The 19,250-nt window shown below is 57.7% G+C and carries 22 protein-coding genes and 1 tRNA gene; 11 read left to right on the top strand and 12 right to left on the bottom strand.

Features of this window, described 5'->3' with window-relative positions; translation table 11 throughout:
- Positions 1–162: 162 nt before the first annotated feature.
- Both CKW09_RS20810 and CKW09_RS20805 read left to right on the top strand, forming a co-directional pair.
- Positions 163–732 (top strand): MepB family protein, encoded by a 570-nt coding sequence (locus CKW09_RS20810; RefSeq protein WP_095099200.1) that lies wholly within the window; start codon positions 163–165, stop codon positions 730–732.
- Between the two features lie 458 nt (positions 733–1,190).
- Positions 1,191–1,706: a hypothetical protein gene (locus tag CKW09_RS20805; protein ID WP_231922095.1), complete on the top strand. Its 516-nt coding sequence runs from the start codon at positions 1,191–1,193 to the stop codon at positions 1,704–1,706.
- 890 nt (positions 1,707–2,596) lie between these two features.
- On the opposite strand, the gene CKW09_RS20800 is transcribed toward CKW09_RS20805, so the two are convergent.
- A tRNA-Phe gene (locus CKW09_RS20800) sits at positions 2,597–2,672 on the bottom strand.
- A gap of 700 nt (positions 2,673–3,372) precedes the next feature.
- Here CKW09_RS20800 and speF point away from each other — a divergent pair.
- The gene (speF, locus tag CKW09_RS20795; protein WP_061798549.1) at positions 3,373–5,538 is read left to right on the top strand and encodes an ornithine decarboxylase SpeF; all 2,166 of its coding nucleotides are present in this window, start codon (positions 3,373–3,375) and stop codon (positions 5,536–5,538) included.
- A 106-nt stretch (positions 5,539–5,644) separates the two neighbouring features.
- Positions 5,645–6,760, top strand: coding sequence for a GGDEF domain-containing protein (locus CKW09_RS20790; RefSeq protein ID WP_061798551.1), 1,116 nt, complete (start codon positions 5,645–5,647; stop codon positions 6,758–6,760).
- Between the two features lie 45 nt (positions 6,761–6,805).
- Here the strand turns inward: CKW09_RS20790 and mltC are convergent, their stop codons facing one another.
- The 3 genes from mltC to mutY form a co-directional block, all read right to left on the bottom strand.
- Positions 6,806–7,882 (bottom strand): membrane-bound lytic murein transglycosylase MltC, encoded by a 1,077-nt coding sequence (mltC, locus tag CKW09_RS20785; RefSeq protein ID WP_095099188.1) that lies wholly within the window; start codon positions 7,880–7,882, stop codon positions 6,806–6,808.
- Between the two features lie 63 nt (positions 7,883–7,945).
- Complete coding sequence (locus CKW09_RS20780) at positions 7,946–8,218, bottom strand: oxidative damage protection protein (RefSeq protein WP_061798555.1); 273 nt, start codon at positions 8,216–8,218, stop codon at positions 7,946–7,948.
- Positions 8,215–9,315 (bottom strand): A/G-specific adenine glycosylase, encoded by a 1,101-nt coding sequence (gene mutY / locus CKW09_RS20775; RefSeq protein ID WP_370671122.1) that lies wholly within the window; start codon positions 9,313–9,315, stop codon positions 8,215–8,217. The genes CKW09_RS20780 and mutY overlap by 4 nt, the downstream gene beginning before the upstream one ends.
- 176 nt (positions 9,316–9,491) lie before the next feature.
- On the opposite strand from mutY, the gene trmB reads away from it, so the two are divergent.
- The 6 genes from trmB (at position 9,492) to CKW09_RS20745 (ending at position 12,949) form a co-directional block, all read left to right on the top strand.
- Positions 9,492–10,211: a tRNA (guanosine(46)-N7)-methyltransferase TrmB gene (gene trmB, locus CKW09_RS20770; RefSeq protein WP_061798558.1), complete on the top strand. Its 720-nt coding sequence runs from the start codon at positions 9,492–9,494 to the stop codon at positions 10,209–10,211.
- On the top strand, positions 10,211–10,537 hold the full coding sequence (locus CKW09_RS20765; RefSeq protein WP_061798560.1) for a YggL family protein: 327 nt from the start codon (positions 10,211–10,213) through the stop codon (positions 10,535–10,537). Before trmB ends, CKW09_RS20765 begins: the two co-directional genes overlap by 1 nt.
- A 170-nt stretch (positions 10,538–10,707) precedes the next feature.
- The gene (gene glsB, locus CKW09_RS20760; RefSeq protein ID WP_061798696.1) at positions 10,708–11,631 is read left to right on the top strand and encodes a glutaminase B; all 924 of its coding nucleotides are present in this window, start codon (positions 10,708–10,710) and stop codon (positions 11,629–11,631) included.
- 30 nt (positions 11,632–11,661) lie between these two features.
- Positions 11,662–12,378 carry a YggN family protein gene (locus CKW09_RS20755; protein WP_061798562.1) on the top strand — a complete coding sequence of 239 codons (717 nt, stop codon included), beginning with the start codon at positions 11,662–11,664 and terminating at the stop codon, positions 12,376–12,378.
- Positions 12,379–12,474: 96 nt separating this feature from the next.
- On the top strand, positions 12,475–12,717 hold the full coding sequence (locus CKW09_RS20750) for a DUF4160 domain-containing protein (RefSeq protein ID WP_061798564.1): 243 nt from the start codon (positions 12,475–12,477) through the stop codon (positions 12,715–12,717).
- A complete protein-coding gene (locus CKW09_RS20745) occupies positions 12,701–12,949 on the top strand; it encodes a DUF2442 domain-containing protein (RefSeq protein WP_061798567.1) in 249 nt (82 codons plus the stop codon). The genes CKW09_RS20750 and CKW09_RS20745 overlap by 17 nt, the downstream gene beginning before the upstream one ends.
- A 40-nt stretch (positions 12,950–12,989) precedes the next feature.
- Here the strand turns inward: CKW09_RS20745 and hemW are convergent, their stop codons facing one another.
- Genes hemW through CKW09_RS20715 form a run of 6 tightly spaced genes read right to left on the bottom strand, consistent with a single transcriptional unit; the run spans position 12,990 to position 17,153 of the window.
- The gene (hemW, locus tag CKW09_RS20740) at positions 12,990–14,129 is read right to left on the bottom strand and encodes a radical SAM family heme chaperone HemW (RefSeq protein ID WP_061798569.1); all 1,140 of its coding nucleotides are present in this window, start codon (positions 14,127–14,129) and stop codon (positions 12,990–12,992) included.
- A complete protein-coding gene (locus tag CKW09_RS20735; RefSeq protein ID WP_061798571.1) occupies positions 14,122–14,715 on the bottom strand; it encodes an XTP/dITP diphosphatase in 594 nt (197 codons plus the stop codon). Before CKW09_RS20735 ends, hemW begins: the two co-directional genes overlap by 8 nt.
- 17 nt (positions 14,716–14,732) lie before the next feature.
- Positions 14,733–15,023, bottom strand: a complete 291-nt coding sequence (yggU, locus tag CKW09_RS20730) for a DUF167 family protein YggU (protein WP_061798572.1) — start codon at positions 15,021–15,023, stop codon at positions 14,733–14,735.
- A complete protein-coding gene (locus tag CKW09_RS20725) occupies positions 15,020–15,574 on the bottom strand; it encodes a YggT family protein (protein ID WP_033635944.1) in 555 nt (184 codons plus the stop codon). The genes yggU and CKW09_RS20725 overlap by 4 nt, the downstream gene beginning before the upstream one ends.
- 31 nt (positions 15,575–15,605) lie before the next feature.
- A complete protein-coding gene (gene proC, locus CKW09_RS20720; RefSeq protein ID WP_061798574.1) occupies positions 15,606–16,427 on the bottom strand; it encodes a pyrroline-5-carboxylate reductase in 822 nt (273 codons plus the stop codon).
- A gap of 18 nt (positions 16,428–16,445) precedes the next feature.
- Complete coding sequence (locus tag CKW09_RS20715; RefSeq protein WP_095099185.1) at positions 16,446–17,153, bottom strand: YggS family pyridoxal phosphate-dependent enzyme; 708 nt, start codon at positions 17,151–17,153, stop codon at positions 16,446–16,448.
- Positions 17,154–17,173: 20 nt separating this feature from the next.
- Between CKW09_RS20715 and CKW09_RS20710 the strand changes: the two genes are divergently transcribed.
- On the top strand, positions 17,174–18,229 hold the full coding sequence (locus tag CKW09_RS20710) for a type IV pilus twitching motility protein PilT (protein ID WP_095099182.1): 1,056 nt from the start codon (positions 17,174–17,176) through the stop codon (positions 18,227–18,229).
- Here CKW09_RS20710 and ruvX read toward each other — a convergent pair.
- Both ruvX and CKW09_RS20700 read right to left on the bottom strand, forming a co-directional pair.
- A complete protein-coding gene (ruvX, locus tag CKW09_RS20705; protein ID WP_061798578.1) occupies positions 18,192–18,614 on the bottom strand; it encodes a Holliday junction resolvase RuvX in 423 nt (140 codons plus the stop codon). The two genes, CKW09_RS20710 and ruvX, sit on opposite strands and share 38 nt — an antisense overlap.
- A complete protein-coding gene (locus tag CKW09_RS20700) occupies positions 18,614–19,177 on the bottom strand; it encodes a YqgE/AlgH family protein (RefSeq protein WP_061798700.1) in 564 nt (187 codons plus the stop codon). The genes ruvX and CKW09_RS20700 overlap by 1 nt, the downstream gene beginning before the upstream one ends.
- Positions 19,178–19,250 lie beyond the last annotated feature (73 nt).

Below are 19,250 nucleotides of genomic sequence, written 5' to 3'. Positions count from 1 at the left end.
GTCGGAGGGTAGCAGAGAGTATTTTGAAAAGAACAGTCAGTGTGCATGCGATTGTGGTAGTGTTACGTTCAGGTTTGTATTCTGCGTGCATCTTCCTGAGCAAGCAGAGAATTATAAAATTGTTGGTGAGAGAGTCTCTGATACTAAAGAAGGAAATAAAGTATGTTGGGAAGCAGTAAAAACGTTGAGGGCGCTTGGTTTGCCGATCCGGCGAAAGGGAAAATTCCGGTTCAACTTTCTGATATAATAAACGATGTATTGTTGCCTGCCGGGATTTGTATGTCGGAACCTCAACGAGAAGCTGAGAGCTGTGAATATGGCGCCTGTCAGCTTGAGGTGGAAGGTAAGCGAGCATTATTCCGTGTCGCTAATACAACCCCAACTAAACTCGGGCAATTTGTTACTATATGGAAAAGACCTCAGGTACAAGATGAAATTATGCCCATCGATTTTGACGATGGCATTGAGTTCGTATTGGTGAGTGTTTTTGATCATACTCATCGAGGGATTTTTATATTCAACCGACATGTGCTGGCGAAAAAAGGGGTCATGTCAGTTAAGGGGAAGGAGGGGAAAAGAGCTATCCGCGTTTATGCTCCTTGGGTTAAACCCATTGTGAAACAGGCTATAACAACTCAAAAATGGCAGTTGCAGCACTTTGTTTCTGCAGCGGAAGGCGAGGTAAATGTAAACAAAATCAAGGCGCTGCTAACAACTGGTAGCCTTTTCTAGTTCTATTTCCGGGTAAGGCATGCGGATTTTAGCTGTGGTTTGACTAAAATCTGCGTGTCTATGAGGCCCCCCGGATGACTCTATATGAAGCTATGAGCAATAAGTCATTTTACTCATTATTTATCCTGGATTTTCATTATCAGCTTGCCGGTGTTAGGCGGAGCTTAGTGGATGTGTGTCAAAAATCACTATACTTCAAACTAACGCCTCCGCCTAAACAACTCGTTTGGTTGGATGGTTTGGAACATCATGAAAAGGGCCGTATATGGCTATCTGCTTGGGGGGTATACGAAAGCGGTGCTTGTTGAATGTGTGGGATTTGGTAGTGGGTTGCCTGTTTTACTAATATTAAGAAGGTGATTATGCTTAGAGGAATAATCAAGAGGTTTTGTAAGGGAGTTAATTATGAGGCGGAGTTCGTCTCTGCTGTAAAACGCTCCAGAAAATGGAATCTCGAAGTGCCTGACATCAAATTAATTAAAGCTCCATTTCTGACTGGGGATAAAAGCGAAGCAGCGCTAAAAGTCATTCAGAGTATTGCTTCAAAGCATACTCCGGAAGAAGTTTCACAGCAATGCTTTGGATATATGTATTTCGTTCAGGATGCTTTGGAGGAAGCTTTGCAAACTCCGCTTTATTATACTTTAGGCTATGTTGATTATGAGAAGCGGCCAGTTTTTTATACGGGTGAAGAAAAGTTAAAAAGTAACCTGGATAATCCTATGTCTAGTGCGGGCGCGATAAATTTACATGCTTGGTTGACGACGCCAAATATGGAAATAATCGACCTTACGTTTGCGACCACATATGGCATTGTGAATGATGTTCCATCCGTAATTGGTCGATGTTCATTTCAACACTACTCTGCATTTAATGAAAACATGATTTATCGCCCTCAGTTGGTCGGCGAGGATTATTTGAAGAAGATTGGTGCTCTCGTTGATTTTAGGGCGTTAAATGTATTTGTAATATAGGGCTGATTGCTTTCAATGTGTTTTTAATAGCGAGGGTATACCTCGCTTTTATTGCTTTCGCCTGGCATGCATTTAAAAATAAACAACTTAAAATATGAGAAATTTTTTGATAATTAACTTGTTGCGATTGACGACATTCGGTCAAATCATTTAATCTGTCCGTGTTGTACTGTCGTCTTCGGACGACCACCAATGCTCAATGGGTCTGCGATGAGCGCCTTCGGGTGACCCTGCTGTCGATAGACATCCACCAATGATCTGGCCATCTGCGAGGATCGCCTTCGGGTGATGGCAAAAGAAAGCTTCCGTAGCCTGAGAGGGAGCACGCCAGGTATGGTGTGGTACATCTGCCCGCCTTTGGGAGCAGATATCGCTCATTCAACGTAGTATTCGGAGCGGTTAAGGCTGCTGAAAAGTCTCTCAATGCCTTGGTGCTAACTAGCCAGGCACACATCTACATTGGGCAGTCCTTGCCTGGATAAATCAGTCATAACTGACTGATATCGTTTATTTATGTAAAGCTGTTAAAGGCTTTAATGACGTGTTGCCGACGATGCAACCTTTGAACGAACGTATAAAGCCAATGGGTACATTTGGCTGCTTACGTGAGTCTCATTGGGAGCAGAGGAGCGCGCGTCACCTGTGAAGTGGCGAAGACACTACCAAGTGACGCGCGTAGCGCATAACGTCTCAAACCACGCACGACGTGGCTTTCAACGTTTTACTACCATCTGACCAACATGTAGTCCGTGTCAGTACGGTCTTAAACACTCATTCACTTCAACGTAATTACGACGGGAGGCCTTCAGGCCGAATAATCGAACGAAGTTCGATGGAGAGTCCGCGGCTCAGAAAGCAAAAAACCCGCCATAGGCGGGTTCTTCTAAATATGGTGCCCGGACTCGGAATCGAACCAAGGACACGGGGATTTTCAATCCCCTGCTCTACCGACTGAGCTATCCGGGCAACGGGGCGCATTAAACCGTATTGGCCGGATGGCGTCAATCGCTTTCTGTCACAAAGCGGATCGGTTGCTCTATTTTCATGCAGCAGGGCGAGCGCAAGGCGGTATCCTGCGCGGGCACGGGGCGGTAGACATGCAAAATAAAGGTGTATTTATAGCGCTTCGCTTTTACCGCTGTTTGTTTTTACTCATTAAATAACAATAGGTTGGGTTTTTCTTTCGCGCTATAAATCAACAAGATTGTCACTTGAACCTCATAAAAAAACGTGCAATCATTGCGCAAATTTTTAGCACCCCATGTCCCCAACGGTGTTTCCGCTCCTTTAAGTCAGAGGGTTACTGGCATGACTGGTTTTGTTGCACAGGCGCTGCCGCGCACCAGACATCTGATGATGCCATTATTCCACCGTTGCCTCTCCCGAACGCAGCCCGAACGCACACGCCTGCCGACCATGCGGTAAGGTCAGCCGATGCTCGCTGTTAGGCATTATTAAAAATAGAGCTGCGGCTCTGATTTTACTGATGTCTATCGGACGCTGCCGATACCAGTTCCCGATAGCCGCCTGATTGCCTTGCGATCATGGGCCGGTCACGCTTGCGCATTAAGCTGCAACCCGGGCATCACTTTGCCGGGATAACGTTGTTATCTCATCACCGTGCCTGTGGCACAGCCTCATCCTTAACAGTTTGAGAGTCAGCATTATGAAAGAATTGAAAATAGCAACAAGCGCCAGCCTGGTCGCCACCATTGAAACCCTGCGTCAGATCGTGCGGGTGGAGCAGACGGACTACACCGACGTGGCGGCGGTAGTGGTGTCGGTAGCCGATGTGAACGCCGGCATTCTGGCGCGGTTGAAGGCCACCGGTTTCGACATCCCGACCTTTGTTGCTGTTGAAGGGGACGACTCTCTCTCCCCGGACTACCTGCCGTTTATCAGCGGCGTGTTCGCGTTGCTGGCCGGCGCCAGCAAGCCGTTTTACATGGCCCAACTGGAGGCCGCCGCAGACGCCTACGAGCAGGCGCTGCTGCCGCCGTTCTTCAAGACGCTGAAAACCTACGTGGAAATGGAAAACGCCACCTTTGCCTGCCCGGGGCACCAGGGCGGCGAATTCTTCCGCAAGCACCCGGCCGGCAGGAAGTTTTTTGAGTTTTACGGCGAAACCGTTTTTCGTTCCGATATGTGCAACGCCGACGTCAAGCTGGGCGACCTGTTGATCCACGAAGGATCGGCCAAGGATGCGCAAAAGCATGCGGCGCGGGTATTCAATGCTGACAAAACCTACTTCGTGCTCAACGGAACGTCCGCTGCCAACAAGGTGGTGACCAACGCGCTGCTGACCCGCGGCGATCTGGTATTGTTCGATCGCAACAACCATAAGTCCAACCACCACGGCGCGCTGATCCAGGCCGGGGCGACGCCGGTCTATCTGGAAACCGCGCGCAACCCGTTCGGCTTTATCGGCGGCGTAGACTCGCGCTGTTTCGATGAGCGCTATCTGCGTGAGCAGATCCGCGAGGTGGCGCCGGAGAAGGCCAACGCCCAGCGGCCGTTCCGTTTGGCGATCATCCAGCTCGGCACTTACGACGGCACTATCTATAACGCGCGTCAGGTGATCGACACCATCGGCCACCTGTGCGATTACATCCTGTTCGACTCCGCCTGGGTGGGTTACGAAGGCTTTATCCCGATGCTGAAAGAGTGCTCGCCGCTGCTGCTGGAGCTGGACGAACACGATCCGGGCATCTTCGTCACCCAGTCGGTGCACAAGCAGCAGGCCGGTTTCTCGCAAACTTCGCAGATCCACAAGAAAGACGACCATATCAAGGGGCAAAAGCGCCACTGCAATCATAAGCACCTGAACAACGCCTTTATGCTGCATGCCTCGACCAGCCCGTTTTATCCGCTGTTCGCCGCGCTGGACGTCAACGCCAAGATGCACGCCGGCGCCGCCGGCCGCCGCATGTGGATGGACTGCGTGAAGCTCGGCATCGAGACGCGCAAGCAGCTGCTCAAGCGCTGCTCGCAGCTGAAACCCTTCATTCCGCTGCAGGTGGCGGGGCGGGATTGGCAGGATTACGATACCGATCTGATCGCCGACGACTCCCGTTTCTTCAACTTTGTGCCGGGCGAAAAGTGGCACGGTTTCGAAGGCTATGCGCAGGATCAGTACCTGGTGGATCCCTGCAAGCTGTTGCTGACCACGCCGGGCATCGACGCGGCCACCGGCCAATACACCGAATTCGGCGTGCCGGCGACTATCCTGGCCAACTTCCTGCGCGAGAACGGCATTGTGCCGGAGAAGTGCGATCTGAACTCGATCCTGTTCCTGCTGACCCCGGCGGAAAACCCGGCCAAGCTGGAACAGCTGGTGGAGATGCTGGTGCAGTTCGAGCGTTACGTGGAGGAGGACGCCCCGCTGAGCCTGGTGCTGCCGACGGTCTACCGCAAGAATGAACAGCGCTACCGCGGTTACAGCATTCGTCAGCTGTGCCAGGAGATGCACGACCTGTACGTCAGCTTCGACGTCAAGCAGCTGCAGAAAGAGATGTTCCGCCAGGACCATTTCCCGCCGGTGGAGATGAACCCGCAGGACGCCAACGTCGAGTTTATCCGCGACAACGTCGAGCTGGTGCCTATCGGCCAGGCGGCGGGGCGCATCGCGGCGGAGGGTGCGCTGCCGTACCCGCCGGGCGTGCTGTGCGTGGTGCCGGGGGAAGTGTGGGGCGGCGCGGTGCAGCGCTACTTCCTGGCGCTGGAAGAGGGCATCAACCGCCTGCCGGGCTTTTCGCCGGAGCTGCAGGGGGTGTATATCGAGAAAAAAGATCACGGCTGGAAGCGCATCTTCGGCTATATGATCAAGCAATAACGCCGGGCGGCCAGCAGAGGGCCGCCATGACATTGTGACCGCCCGGGATGACAAAGCGGGAAGGCGCCGCTACCTTTTAGGTAAATCCATCGGTGACAAAAATAATATGATGAAAAAAGAGGGATATATCGAGTGGGTCGACGGGGAGAAAAGACGCGCTACGCTGGGTAATTTCAACTGGTTTCTGTTGGTTAATGCCCTGTTCTCGGTCTACCTGTTTTTTCAGCGGGCTCAGGGCTATGACGCCCACTCGGTTATTCAGCCGCTGCGCGATGCGCCGGCGATAAGCGGAGTGGCGCTGATATCGGCCTTGTCCTATGTGGCGCTGCGTCGGCTGGCCGCCAAAGGGGAGCGATCGGTTTGGCGCGGCGCCGTCGTTTGTCTGCTGCTGCTGGCCCTGTGCTGGTGCGCTATTTTTTACCACCTGATCGTCAATGACATCATTTATCTGGTGTATCCGCTGACTATCGGCCTGCTGTTTTCCTCTCTGGTGGCTTTCTACCTGTCTCCCAGGCTGTTTTTCCTGTTTAGCGTCCCGGTGCTGTTGGCGGCGATTGCCGAAAATATCGTGATCCGCAGCGCTTTCTCGTTGGTGAACCTGATTTCCTATGCGCTGATGCTGTTTGTAATTTATTCCGCGAAGCGCCGCCTGGAGCACTGGTTTCAGCTGGCGCTCGAGCGCGAGCGGGAAAACCAGCGGCTGATTGAGCGGCTGAGCAGGATGGCGCATCGCGATCCCCTGACCGGCATCGCCAACCGGCGCGGTTTCGACAGCTTTTTCGACGCCGTCTTGCAGCGCGAGTCGCTGTTGCAGAGGCCGTTTTCCCTGATCATGCTGGACGTCGATTTCTTCAAAAAATACAACGACCGCTATGGTCATCAGCAGGGGGATGAGTGCCTGATCCGCCTGGCGGCCTGCCTGGAGAGCGCCACTCGCCGTTCGCAGGATCTGGTGGCCCGCTATGGCGGGGAGGAGTTCATCATTCTGCTGCCGAAATCCGACGCGAACGAAGCGGTGCAGGTGGCGAAAAGGATTGAGGCATCGCTGGCGGAGCTGGCGCTGCCGCATGCGGATTCCGAGGTGGCGAATCGGGTCACGGTGAGCCAGGGCATCGCCCAATGGCGCAAGGGGCTGGGGCGTGAGCAACTGCTGGCGGCGGCCGACGCGGCCTTATATCGCGCCAAGGCGCAGGGGCGCGATGGCTATAGCCTGGCGGATTGAGGATGGCGGCGGGGGCGACGTCGGTGTCCGCCCCCGCCGGGGGGATCAACGGCGGCGATAGCTCTTCTGCGCGTTGTTCACCTTCACCAGGTAGCGGCGCGATTCGGCGGCCGGATGCTTGGTGGTCAGCGTCTGGTACACATCGCCGGGCTGCATGTTGTTGATGATGCCTACCGCGCGGCTTCGGTCGCTGGAGAACACCCGCAGCACGCTGCCTGCGCCGCCGTTATAGGCGGTGATCACCGCATAGCGGCGCGAGGTCGGGTTCTGAATGCCGCCCAGGTAATTGTTCTGCAGGATCGCCAGGTAGGCGGTGCCGGTATCGATGTTGTTTTCCGGATCGAACAGATAGCTGCGGCTCGGTTTGCCCCATTTGCCGCGCATCTGGAACACGTCCTTGCCGGCGGTATGCTGCACCACCTGCATCAGGCCCAGCGCGTCGGAGCCGCTTACCGCATACGGGTTGAAACTCGATTCGGTCTGCATGATAGCCAGGATCAGCGACTCTTCCACACCGTATTTCTCCGACGCCTTGCGCACCATCGGCAGGTATTTATGCGCACGCTTGTCCAGGTGGTTCGGCACCAGCTGAATGGTGACCGAGTAAATCACATGCAGGCCGGAGGTGCGTTTTTGCAGCCTGGTCTGCAGCAGATAGTCGGCGAAGTGCGCCGCGCGCCATTCCCAGCGGATCGGCGCGCCCTTGTTATCCAGCACCTGGCTATACAGGAACGGCTCTTTACTGATCTGGATATCGTTGACGTCGGAATAGAGGTCGATAGACCCCGGATCGTCGCCCATCAGCAGGGTGCTGATGATCGCCCGGCGCAGATGCGCGCTCGGATCGGTGGTGGCGATGGTCTCGATGGTGATGGCGCCCGAATCGAAGTTGATGTGGCTGCGGGTTTGATACTGGTCGGTATATTTGACGTAGTCTTTCGGCCCGGCGATCAGAACTTCGTTCAGACCCCAGATGTTTTCGATGTTGTGGGCGAACTGGCCCATCAGAATGTCGAAGCCGTTGGTGTCTTTCACCCAGGCTTCGTTGACTTCATCACTTTTTTTGCCGGAACAGGAAATCAGCAAAGGCGCTATCACTAGCAAAGCTAAAATTTTCTTCATCTTAAAGCCGTCTTGAAGAATTATAAGAGTATTGAAGCGGGCCAGCGCCTGGCCCCAACAGCGTTATTCGCTTGGCGGCGTATAGCCTTCGATATGCACGTCATGCCCTTCGAACAGGAATTTGATCATCTCTTGTTCCAGCAGCTTGCGGTCATCGACGTTCATCATGTTCAGCTTTTTCTCGTTGATCAGCATGGTTTGCTTCTTCATCCATTCGCCCCAGGCTTCCTTGGAGATCTCGTTGTAGATGCGTTTGCCGACTTCACCCGGGTAAAGCTGGAAATCCTGCCCTTCGGCGTCGCGCTGCAGGAAGGTACAAAAAATGGTGCGGCTCATGCTAATTCCTCGTCAATGGCGTTATCGCCATATAAATTTTGTTGGATCGGAGACTGCTTCGCCAACTGTTGCAACAGGCGATCAACCGGCGCTGCCAGCCCGACCGACGGCGGCTGCGCTAAGTTATACCAGAGACCGGGGCCCTCATCCATGCCGCCGCCCGCCGCGTTGATTTCCAGCCACATCGGCACGATATCGAGGTGGAAATGGCTGAATGTATGGCGAAATGCGGTCAGCTGCTCCAGGCGGTTGCCTTTCAGACCGCGTTGTTGCAGCCAGAGTTCCAAACCGTCGCGTTCGCTGAACTGCGGGAAGCAGAACAGGCCGCCCCACAGGCCGACCGCCGGGCGCTGTTCCAACCACACGCGTTCGCCATGCTGCAGCAGCAAGAAGTAGGCGGTTTTTTCCGGCAGGGTCTGTTTCGGCTTCTTGCCGGGATAGTTGGCCCAGCTGTGGTTGGCGTAGGCGATGCAGCCGACGTTGAGCGGGCAGAGCTCGCACTTGGGTTTGGAGCGGGTGCACACCATGGCGCCCAGATCCATCATCGCCTGGTTGAATTGGCCGACGCCCTGCGCCGGGGTGACGTCTTCGCTGATCTTCCACAGCCGGTTCTCGACCTCTTTTTTTCCCGGCCAGCCTGCCACCGCATAGCAGCGCGCCAGCACGCGCTTTACGTTGCCGTCGAGGATCGGGTAGTGCTGGCCGAGCGCCAGCGACAGCACCGCGCCGGCGGTGGAGCGGCCGATGCCGGGCAGGGCGGCAATTTCTTCGAAGGTTGTCGGGAACTCGCCGCCGTGCTGTGCGACAATGGTCTGCGCCGCCTTGTGCAGGTTGCGGGCGCGGGCGTAATAGCCCAGGCCGGTCCACAGATGCAGCACCTCGTCCAGCGGGGCTTCCGCCAGCGCGCGCACGTTGGGAAAACGCGCCATAAACCGCTGAAAGTAAGGAATGACGGTGGCAACCTGAGTCTGTTGCAACATCACCTCGGAGAGCCATACTTGATAGGCGGTCTTATCAAGCTGCCACGGCAGGGTTTTACGGCCGTAACGCTGGTACCAGTCAAGCACCACCTGTGCGAACTGTTGTGCTTGCATCATAAGCAGATTCGATATCCGGCAGAAAATGAAGCGAGATTGCAGCATAGAGTCATGATGCTGTAAACCGGAACTTTCCGACGTCGCACGGCAGGTATTAAGATGAACACTTGCTAAACCAATGTATCTTTGCATAATGCGCGTTTCCCTAATTGGCAGCCAAACAGACAGAAAGCACTATGATTAATGACGTCATCTCCCCGGAATTTGATGAGAACGGCCGCGCGATGCGCCGTATCCGCAGTTTTGTCCGCCGCCAGGGGCGGTTGACCAAAGGCCAGCAGCACGCGCTGGACAACTATTGGCCGGTGATGGGCGTGGAGTATCAGGCTGAACCTGTCGACATCGCCGCACTGTTCGGGCGCGACGCGCCAACGGTGCTGGAGATCGGCTTTGGCATGGGCGCCTCGCTGGTGACCATGGCGGGCAACAACCCGCAGCAGAACTTTTTGGGGATAGAAGTGCATTCGCCGGGCGTGGGCGCCTGCCTGGCCGACGCTCACGAAGCCAGGCTGAGCAACCTGCGCGTGATGTGTCACGACGCGGTCGAGGTGCTGGAAAATATGATCCCGGACGGTTCGCTGGACATGGTGCAGCTGTTCTTCCCCGATCCGTGGCACAAAGCGCGGCACAACAAACGCCGCATCGTTCAGACGCCGTTTGTCGAGCTGGTGTTGCGCAAACTGAAGGTGGGCGGCGTGTTCCACATGGCCACCGACTGGCAACCTTATGCAGAACATATGTTAGAGGTTATGAACGGGGTCCCAGGCTACGCTAATCTTTCCAGCGATAATGATTACGTGCCGCGCCCGGACTCGCGTCCGCTGACGAAATTTGAATTACGCGGCCAGCGCCTGGGACATGGCGTTTGGGACTTGATGTTTGAGAGGAAAGAATAATGGCTAAGAACCGCAGTCGTCGTTTACGTAAAAAATTGCACATTGAAGAGTTTCAGGAACTGGGTTTCTCCGTCGCCTGGCGTTTTGCCGAAGGCACCGCCGTTGAAGATATCGACAGCACGCTGGACGCGTTCATCGACGAAGCGATCGAGCCGAACGGCCTGGCGTTTGACGGCAGCGGCTACCTGCAGTGGGAAGGGCTGATCTGCCTGCAGAAGATCGGTCACTGCACCGATGAGCACCGCGAGCTGGTGAAAAACTGGCTGGAAGCGCGCAACCTGACCGAGGTTAAGGTCAGCGATTTGTTCGACATCTGGTGGGACTGATCTCTCTCGCCCGATGAGCGCGGCCCGCGCCGCGCTTATTTATTTTAAGGTGCCTTAACGGCACCTTTGTTTTATGTCCCACAGATTTCAAGCCGCGGCCAGGCGGCGAGCAAACGCAGCCAACCACGCTGCGGCTTGAAAGATGAAGGGAAAGCCGGAGTGTGACCGAGGTGGTAACAACATTGGATAACGCGTTGCTGGACGACATCCTGCAACAGGTTCGCCCGCTGATAGGCCAGGGGAAAGTGGCGGACTACATACCGGCGCTGGCGGAAGTGGCCGCCGACCGGTTGGCGATCGCCGTCTGCACCGTGGACGGTGAAATGTTCCAGGCCGGCGACGCCATGGAGCGTTTCTCCATTCAGTCGATTTCCAAGGTGCTGAGCCTGACGTTGGCGCTGACGCGCTACCAGGAACACGAGATTTGGCGGCGGGTCGGCAAAGAGCCTTCCGGGCTGCCGTTCAACTCGTTGCTGCAGTTGGAAATGGAGCAGGGCAAGCCGCGTAATCCGTTTATCAACCCCGGCGCGCTGGTGGTGTGCGACATGCTGCAAACCCGGCTCAGCGCACCCAAACAGCGGATGCTGGAAGTGGTGCGGCAGCTGACCGGCGAAGACTGTCTGGCCTACGACGCGCGCGTGGCGCGCTCCGAGTTCGAACACTCCGACCGCAATGCGGCCATCGCCTACCTGATGAAGTCGTTCGGCAACTTCGAGAACGACGTGCTCACGGTGCTGAAGACCTATTTCCACTACTGTGCGCTGCGCATGAGCTGCGTGGAATTGGCGCGCGGCTTTGTTTATCTGGCCAATCACGGCCGCGATCTCAGCGGCCAGGAAGTGATCAGCCCGCTGCAGGCCCGCCAGATCAACGCGCTGATGATGACCAGCGGCATGTACGACGGCGCGGGGGAGTTCGCCTATCGGGTGGGGATGCCGGGCAAGTCCGGGGTGGGCGGCGGCATCGTCGCCATCGTGCCGGATGAGCTGTCGATTGCCGTCTGGTCGCCGGAACTGGATGCCTCCGGCAACTCGTTGGCGGGAACTGCGGCATTGGAACTGTTGTCTCAACGTATCAGCCGTTCGATTTTTTAATCCCAACATGGATGGGAGTCAGGAGAAGACATGTTAAAGAAAACCGGGTTAGCCTTACTGCTGTTGACGGCTTCGCAGGCCCACGCCGAGTATCAGTGCAGCGTTAAACCCCAGGACGACGTGATTATCAGCCCGCAGAACGTGCAGGTGACGGGCGCCAGCGGCAACCTGCAGATTTCGCCGGACGGCGACGTCACCCGTGACGGGCAGGCGCTGAGCCTCAACGACAGCCAGCGTCAGAAAGCCTTCAGTTACCAGAGCGCGCTGCGCAAGGAGCTGCCGTGGATCGACAACGGCGCCCAGCAGCACCTGGAGAAAGCCCGCGTGGCGCTGGACAAGGTGATCGTCAAGGAATTGGGCAGCGACAGCAACGTGCGCAACCGCCTGACCACCCTGAACGGCCAGCTCAAGCAGCAGATGAACCGCATTATCGAACACCGCAGCGACGGGCTGGCCTTCCACCACAAGGCGGTCGATCAGGTCGAGCAGGACGGCCGCAACATTGTGCAGCAGAGCATGGGCGGCGTGCTGCAGGACAGCCTGAACGAGATGGGCGTCAAGCAGGCGACCAACAGCGGCGGCAACCCGCTGCAGGCGATTATGGGCAACCTGGGCGGCCTGCAGAAGGCGATCCAGAACGAATGGAACAACCAGGAGCAGGATTTCCAGAACTTTGGCCGCGACGTGTGCAACCGCGTCACCGGGCTGGAAACCCAGCGTAAAGACCTGCTTAATGCGTTGAAGTAACATGAATATATAGCTGGGCGATCGTTTTTTGATCTCTCGACGGCTATCTGACAAACTGGCTAAACTATAATCAATAGCTAAAAGGATTTTGCATTGATGCCAGTGATATTCCGTTATAAAGGCTATAAATTCTTTTTTTACTCGAATGAAGGTGATCCGCTTGAACCGGCGCATATCCATATTCGAGATGCTGACGCAGAAGCCAAGTTTTGGCTGACCCCTTTGGTACAGTTAGCCCGCAACGACGGGTTTAACGCTAAAGCCCTAAAGGAATTAACGGAGATCGTTAGGATTCATAACAGGTTGTTTTTGGAGGCATGGAATGAGTATTTCAGCTAAAAACGTAAGTTTTGACGATGCGACGATGTGGGTCGAGCTGAGCGATGCCAGAATCATTGGCGTGCCGCTGGCGTGGTTCCCCCGCTTGCTGAATGCCACGGATGAGCAGCGCGCCGGATATGAGCTGAGTACCCGCGGTATCCATTGGGATATGTTGGATGAAGATATTTCCGTTGAAGGGCTGCTAAAGGGGCGTGGGGATGTCACACACCGCCCCCATCACGCCGCCTGAAAAACCAATGAAAAAGCGCTGAATTAATCAGCGCTTTTTTTTATTCGTCCGCCAGAAACAGCTCCAGCAACGAGTTGAGGAACAGCTTGCCTTTCTCGGTGATCTGCCAGTATTCCGCCGTCTCTTTCAGATAACCCTTTTCCAGCGCTTCATCCAACTGCGGGCGGATCGCGCTTTCGGCCAGCCCGGCGTAGTTGACGAAGTCGGCGCGCGGCGCGGCCTCCAGCAGGCGGAAGCGGTTCATGAAGAACTCGAATGGCCGATCCGCGGCCGCTACCTCATGCTGCTTGTCCATATACTTGCCCTGCATAAAGCCGCGCGGGTGCTTGGTTTTCGCCGTGCGCAGGATGCGGCCGTCGCTGAAGGTCAGCTTGCCGTGCGCGCCGCAGCCAATCCCCAGGTAATCGCCGAAGCGCCAGTAGTTGAGGTTGTGTTGGCACTGATAACCCGGTTTGGCGTAGGCCGACGTCTCGTACTGCTGGTAGCCGGCGGCGCTCAACAGCTGGTGGCCGCGCTCGAAGATGTCCCACAGGGCGTCGTCGTCCGGCAGCACCGGCGGGCGCGAACTGAACAGGGTGTTCGGCTCGATGGTCAGCTGATACCACGACAAATGCGGCGGGTTGAGGGCGATGGCCTGGCGCAGATCGTCCAGCGCCTCTTCCAAAGACTGGTCCGGCAGCCCGTGCATCAGATCGAGGTTAAAGCTGCGCAAGCCCAGCCCGGTGGCCAGGTGCGCCGCGCGTTTGGCCTCTTCCGGGCCGTGAATGCGCCCCAGGCGGGTCAACTTCTCGGCGCTGAAGCTCTGCACCCCAATGGAAATGCGGTTCACGCCGGCCCGCTGGTAGCCGCTGAAGCGATCGGCCTCCACGGTGCCGGGGTTGGCTTCCATGGTGATTTCGGCGTCGTCGGCGACGCCGATGCGCGCGCGCACGCCGTCCAGCAGCGCCTGCATCGCCTCGGCGCTCAGCAGGCTGGGGGTGCCGCCGCCGATAAAGACAGTGCTGATTTCCCGGCCGCCGGCCAGCGGCAGGTCGGCATCCAAATCGGCCAACAGGTGATCGACGTACTCCTGATGCGGCACCTCGCCCTTCAACGCATGCGAGTTGAAGTCGCAGTACGGGCATTTCTGCACGCACCACGGGATATGGATGTACAAACTCAGCGGAGGCAGCTTAAGCATTGCGCATGGCTTCCAGCATCAGCTTCAGCGCCTTGCCGCGGTGCGACACCGCGCTCTTCTCGTCGCGACTCAGTTCGGCGGCGCTGCGGCCCAGCTCCGGCAGGTAGAAGATGGGGTCATAGCCGAAGCCGCCTTCGCCGGCGGACTGGAAGGCTATTTCGCCGGCCCAGCTGCCGTGGAACACCAGCGGCGTCGGGTCTTCCGCGTGGCGCATATACACCAGCACGCAGTGGAACTGCGCGCCGCGGCTGCCCTGCGGCACGTCTTTCAGCGCCGCCAGCAGCTTGTCGAGGTTTTCCTGGTCCGAAGCGTCGACGCCGGCGTAGCGCGCGGAGTAAATGCCCGGCGCGCCGCCCAGCGCATCCACCGCCAGGCCGGAGTCGTCGGCGATCGCCGGCAGACCGGTAATTTGCGCCGCGTGGCGCGCCTTGAGGATGGCGTTTTCGATAAACGTCAACCCGGTTTCCTCGGCGGGATCCACGCCCAGTTCGGTTTGTGCGACCACGTCCAGACCGAAATCGGCCAGCAGGCCGGCGAGCTCGCGCACTTTACCCGGGTTACCGGTGGCAAGAACGACTTTTTGCATAGTGACTACCTTGAATTTTATTCTATAAGCGCCGCGACCACGGCGGGGATCTGTTGCGGATTAACGATGCGTAACTGTTTGTGCCGCCCCAGTTCGCCTTTCTCGATGGTGACGTTGCTTTTCGCCACCCTGAACTGCTTGGCGATGAACTTGATCAGATGAGCGTTGGCCTGGCCGTCGACCGGCGGGGCGGTAATGGCGACTTTGAGTTCGTCGCCATGCAAACCGACGATCTGGTCGCGGCTGGCTTTCGGCTGAATATATAGCCTGATCGCCAGCCCGTCCAGCACGGGGGTGACCGCACTCACAGCAGGAACCAGATCTCGCCGAACAGATCCATGCCCAGGTAGTTGATCAGATAGAGGATCAGGATCACCACCATAGCGGAAAAATCGATGCCGCCCATCGCCGGGATGATGCGGCGGATCGGCGCCATCAAGGGTTCGGTCAGCTGATACATGACGTAATCGATCGGGCTGCGGCCCTGGCTGATCCAGCTCATCAGCGCGCGGATAATCATCACCCAGAAGATCAGGTAACCGGCGGACTTGACCAGCGAGATCAGGCCGAACAGCAGATTATACGGGCTGAGCGACATCGCGCCGCCCTGAATCAGCAGCAGCAGCGGATACTTGATGGTCATCAGCAGGAACGCCAGCAGCAGCGAAGCGCTGTCGATCGGCCCCAACGAAGGGATGATGCGGCGCAGCGGCCCGACCACCGGCTGGGTGATCTTCACCACAAACTGTGAGAACGGGTTGTAAAAATCGGTGCGCGTCCACTGCATCCAAATGCGCAGCAACAGCACCATCACGTACAGATCAATAACGGTCTTGACCAAAAAAGTCAGCGTTAGCATGAAGTGGTCCTTCTCCTTAACTCTCGGTTATTTAAAATGATTTTTCCATTTCCTGCGCACGGGAAACCGCCGCCTGCATGGCTTTGGCTACGGTCTCCGGCAGTCGCTGTTCGTTGAACACCCGCAGCGCTTCGGCGGTGGTGCCGCCTTTGGAGGTGACCTGTTCGCGCAGGGTGGATAATGGCGTATCCGGGTTGGCCTCGACCAGTGCGGCGGCGCCGGAGGCGGCCTGCTGCACCAGATCGCGCGCGGTCTGGCTATCGAAGCCCATGCGTTCGGCTTCTTTTTGCATCGCTTCCATAAACAGGAAGAAATAGGCCGGCGCGCTGCCGGCCGCGGCGATCACCCCGTTGATGCCGTTCTCGTCATCCACCCAGCAGATTTTGCCGACCGAACTCATCAGGTCGCCGGTGTAGTCGCGATCCTGTTGGCTGACCTGCGGCGGCGCATACAGGCCGCTCATGCCTTTGCCGACCAGCGACGGGGTATTCGGCATGATGCGCACGATATTCAGCCGGTCGCCCAGCAGCTGGTAAAAGCGGCTGACCTGAATACCGGCGGCGATCGACAGCACCAGCTTGGCGGAAAAGTCGATCTGTTCCCGCAGCGGCTGGCAGACGTCCGCCATCATCTGCGGTTTGACCGCCAGCACCACGACTTCGGCTTCGCGCGCGCAGGCGATGTTGTCGCCGCTGCTGACGATGCCGTAGTCCGCCGCCAGCGCGTCCCGGTTTTTCGTCGAGGGGGCGTAAACGCTGATGGATTTGGCCGGATAACCACCCGCCACCAGGCCGGCGATGATAGCGCGCGCCATGTTGCCGGCGCCAATAAAGGTAATCTTGCGATGTTGCATCAAATCCCTCGTCATAGGTCAGGCCGGTGAGTAATCACGGGCGCCAAAAATTGCGGTGCCGATACGCACCAGGGTGCTGCCCGCGGCGATGGCCGCCGCCATGTCGTCGGTCATGCCCATCGACAGCGTATCAACCTGCGGGTAGCGCTGCCGCAGCGCCAGGAAAGCGTCGTTCATGCGGCCGAACACCGCCAGCTGCCGCGGGTAATCGTCTTCCGGCGCAGGAATGGCCATCAGCCCGCGCAACCTCAGATTGGGCAGGGCGGCGATCGCCTCGGCCAGCGCCGGCAGCTCATCCAGTACAATGCCAGATTTACTCTGCTCGTCGCTGATATTTATTTGGATCAGCACGTTAAGCGGGGCCATCTCTGCCGGGCGCTGATCGCTCAGGCGCTGGGCGATGCGCAGCCGGTCCAGCGTGTGGCACCAGGCGAAGTGCTCCGCCACCAGCCGGCTCTTATTGGATTGCAGCGGGCCGATAAAGTGCCATTCCAGCCAGGCGGCCTGCGGCGACGCGGCGAAATGCTGAATTTTATCGACCCCTTCCTGCACGTAGTTTTCACCAAACGCCCGTTGGCCGGCGGCGATGGCTTCTGCGATCGCCGCCACAGGTTTGGTTTTGCTGACGGCAAGCAGGGTAATTTCTTCTGGCGCGCGCGCGCAGTCTCGAGCGGCCGACGCAATGCGGTTTCTGACATCCTGCAGGTTCTGTTGAATAGTGCTCATTATTGACCCAGGAGATTGATATGGATATCGATGAATTCGTGGCCCTTAGTGTAAAGCATAATGCTTCCGATCTGCACCTTTGTGCCGGTCATCCGCCGATGTTGCGCATCGACGGTGAATTGCGGCCGCTCGAAGGGGCGGAAAGCCTGAGGCCGGAGCGCATGCTGGCCCTGTGCGACCGGCTGCTGGCGCCTTCGCAGCGCCGCGAACTGCAGCAGCGCGGGCAGCTCGATCTGGCGCTGCAATTGCCGGGCGGTTTGCGGCTGCGCGCCAACGCGTTTTTACAACGCGAGGGTATTTCCCTGGCGCTGCGAAGGATAGCCAGCGAGTGCCCGACGCTGGCGGCCTTGGCGGCGCCGGAGATTATCCCGGCGCTGCTGCGGCGCGAAGACGGCCTGATATTGGTCACCGGCGCCACCGGCAGCGGCAAATCCACCACGCTGGCGGCGATGATCGACGAGATTAACCGCCACCAGCGGCGGCATATTCTCACGTTGGAGGACCCCATCGAGTTTGTGCATCACAGCCGACGTTCGCTGATCCAGCAGCGTGAGCTCGGCCGCGACAGCCACAGCTTTGATGATGCGTTGCGCGCCGCGCTGCGGGAGGATCCGGACGTGATCCTGCTGGGGGAACTGCGCGACACCGCCACCATTCGCCTGGCGCTCACCGCGGCGGAAACCGGGCATCTGGTGCTGGCGACGCTGCATACCCGCAACGCGCCGCAGGCGATTGAGCGGCTGGTGGACGTCTTTCCGGCGGAGGAGAAGCCCTACGTACGCGCCCAACTGGCCGGCAGTCTGCAGGCGGTGATCGCACAGAAGCTGATCGGGCGCCCCGGCGGCGGCCGGCTGGCGATTTTTGAAGTGCTGACGGCGACGGCGGCGGTCAGCAGCATGATCCGCGAAGGCAAAAACCACCAGCTTGCCAGCGTGCTGCAAACCGGCGCGCAGTCCGGCATGCAGACCTTTGAACAGGGCCTGCAGCAGCGGATCGACGCCGGTTTGCTGGGGGACAGGGGAGAACGAGAACGGGCGGTTAGCCCAGTTGCTTTTCGAACCAGCTTTCCAGAATGACCACCGCGGAAGCGGAGTCTACGCTGCCTTTGTCCAGCGCGCGGAAACCGCCGCGGTCGAACAGGTTGGCGCGGGCCTCAACGGTGCTCAGGCGTTCGTCGTGCAACGCAATCTGCACGCCAAAGCGGCCGTGCAGGCGGTTGGCGAACTTGCGCGCCTGCTCGGTAACCGGCTGTTCGGTGCCGTCCATATTCAGCGGCAGGCCGACCACCACCAGGTCCGGTTGCCACTCTTTCAGCAGCTTTTCGATTTTTTGCCAGTCCGGCGAACCGTCCTGCGCTTTGAAGGCCGCCAGCGCGCGGGCGCTGCCGGTCAGTTCCTGGCCGATGGCCGCACCGATGCTTTTGGTGCCGAAATCGAAGGCGATAATGGTGCGGTTGCTCATCAGGCGTGTCCTGCGTGGTTGGCGATGCTGCGGATGTCTATGCCCAGGCGGTTGGCGGCCTCGCGCCAGCGGCTGGCGATCGGCGTATGGAACAGAATGTCGGGGTCGGCCTCGATGGTCAGCCAGGCATTCTCCAGCACCTCTTGTTCCAGCTGGCCCTTTTCCCAGCCGGCGTAGCCCAGCGCCACCAGCACGTCGTCCGGCTGCTCCGGGGTGCCCAGCGTCTCCAGCACGTCTTTCGAGGTGGTGATCATGGTGTGCGGCGAAATTTGAATGCTGGAGCCGAAGCCTTTGCGCGGAGTATGCAGGATAAAACCGCGGTCGTCCGCCAGCGGTCCGCCGGCAAACACCGGCTTGTCGAGGCTGATAGCCGGATCGCGCGCCGGCGGCATGATCTTCAGCTTGTTCAGCACCGTCGCCACCGTGAACTGCTCCACCGGCTTATTGATCACCAGCCCCATGGCGCCTTCTTCGTTGTGCTCGCAGACATAAATCACCGAGCGCTTGAAGCGGGGATCCTGAAGTGATGGCATGGCAATCAGAAAATGGTGCTGTAAATTCATGGCGTTATTAAGGTAATCAATGGGTGTGAAGTTAAACAGCCGCCAGTATGCGGCCATATCCCTAACCTTTCAA

The sequence above is a fragment of the Serratia ficaria genome, assembly GCF_900187015.1.
GTDB classification, from domain to species: Bacteria; Pseudomonadota; Gammaproteobacteria; order Enterobacterales; family Enterobacteriaceae; genus Serratia; species Serratia ficaria.
Note: the sequence above shows the minus strand (reverse complement) of the source record. Positions and strands in the feature narration are given on the sequence as shown.

What these genes read in the sequence shown, in the direction of transcription:
- CKW09_RS20810 (WP_095099200.1), top strand. Translation starts at nt 163, where the DNA reads ATGTTGGGAAGCAGTAAAAACGTTGAGGGCGCTTGGTTTGCCGATCCG.
- speF (WP_061798549.1), top strand. Translation starts at nt 3,373, where the DNA reads ATGAAAGAATTGAAAATAGCAACAAGCGCCAGCCTGGTCGCCACCATT.
- CKW09_RS20790 (WP_061798551.1), top strand. Translation starts at nt 5,645, where the DNA reads ATGATGAAAAAAGAGGGATATATCGAGTGGGTCGACGGGGAGAAAAGA.
- mltC (WP_095099188.1), bottom strand. Translation starts at nt 7,882, where the DNA reads ATGAAGAAAATTTTAGCTTTGCTAGTGATAGCGCCTTTGCTGATTTCC.
- CKW09_RS20780 (WP_061798555.1), bottom strand. Translation starts at nt 8,218, where the DNA reads ATGAGCCGCACCATTTTTTGTACCTTCCTGCAGCGCGACGCCGAAGGG.
- mutY (WP_370671122.1), bottom strand. Translation starts at nt 9,315, where the DNA reads ATGATGCAAGCACAACAGTTCGCACAGGTGGTGCTTGACTGGTACCAG.
- trmB (WP_061798558.1), top strand. Translation starts at nt 9,492, where the DNA reads ATGATTAATGACGTCATCTCCCCGGAATTTGATGAGAACGGCCGCGCG.
- CKW09_RS20765 (WP_061798560.1), top strand. Translation starts at nt 10,211, where the DNA reads ATGGCTAAGAACCGCAGTCGTCGTTTACGTAAAAAATTGCACATTGAA.
- CKW09_RS20755 (WP_061798562.1), top strand. Translation starts at nt 11,662, where the DNA reads ATGTTAAAGAAAACCGGGTTAGCCTTACTGCTGTTGACGGCTTCGCAG.
- CKW09_RS20750 (WP_061798564.1), top strand. Translation starts at nt 12,475, where the DNA reads ATGCCAGTGATATTCCGTTATAAAGGCTATAAATTCTTTTTTTACTCG.
- CKW09_RS20745 (WP_061798567.1), top strand. Translation starts at nt 12,701, where the DNA reads ATGAGTATTTCAGCTAAAAACGTAAGTTTTGACGATGCGACGATGTGG.
- hemW (WP_061798569.1), bottom strand. Translation starts at nt 14,129, where the DNA reads ATGCTTAAGCTGCCTCCGCTGAGTTTGTACATCCATATCCCGTGGTGC.
- CKW09_RS20735 (WP_061798571.1), bottom strand. Translation starts at nt 14,715, where the DNA reads ATGCAAAAAGTCGTTCTTGCCACCGGTAACCCGGGTAAAGTGCGCGAG.
- CKW09_RS20725 (WP_033635944.1), bottom strand. Translation starts at nt 15,574, where the DNA reads ATGCTAACGCTGACTTTTTTGGTCAAGACCGTTATTGATCTGTACGTG.
- proC (WP_061798574.1), bottom strand. Translation starts at nt 16,427, where the DNA reads ATGCAACATCGCAAGATTACCTTTATTGGCGCCGGCAACATGGCGCGC.
- CKW09_RS20715 (WP_095099185.1), bottom strand. Translation starts at nt 17,153, where the DNA reads ATGAGCACTATTCAACAGAACCTGCAGGATGTCAGAAACCGCATTGCG.
- CKW09_RS20710 (WP_095099182.1), top strand. Translation starts at nt 17,174, where the DNA reads ATGGATATCGATGAATTCGTGGCCCTTAGTGTAAAGCATAATGCTTCC.
- ruvX (WP_061798578.1), bottom strand. Translation starts at nt 18,614, where the DNA reads ATGAGCAACCGCACCATTATCGCCTTCGATTTCGGCACCAAAAGCATC.
- CKW09_RS20700 (WP_061798700.1), bottom strand. Translation starts at nt 19,177, where the DNA reads ATGAATTTACAGCACCATTTTCTGATTGCCATGCCATCACTTCAGGAT.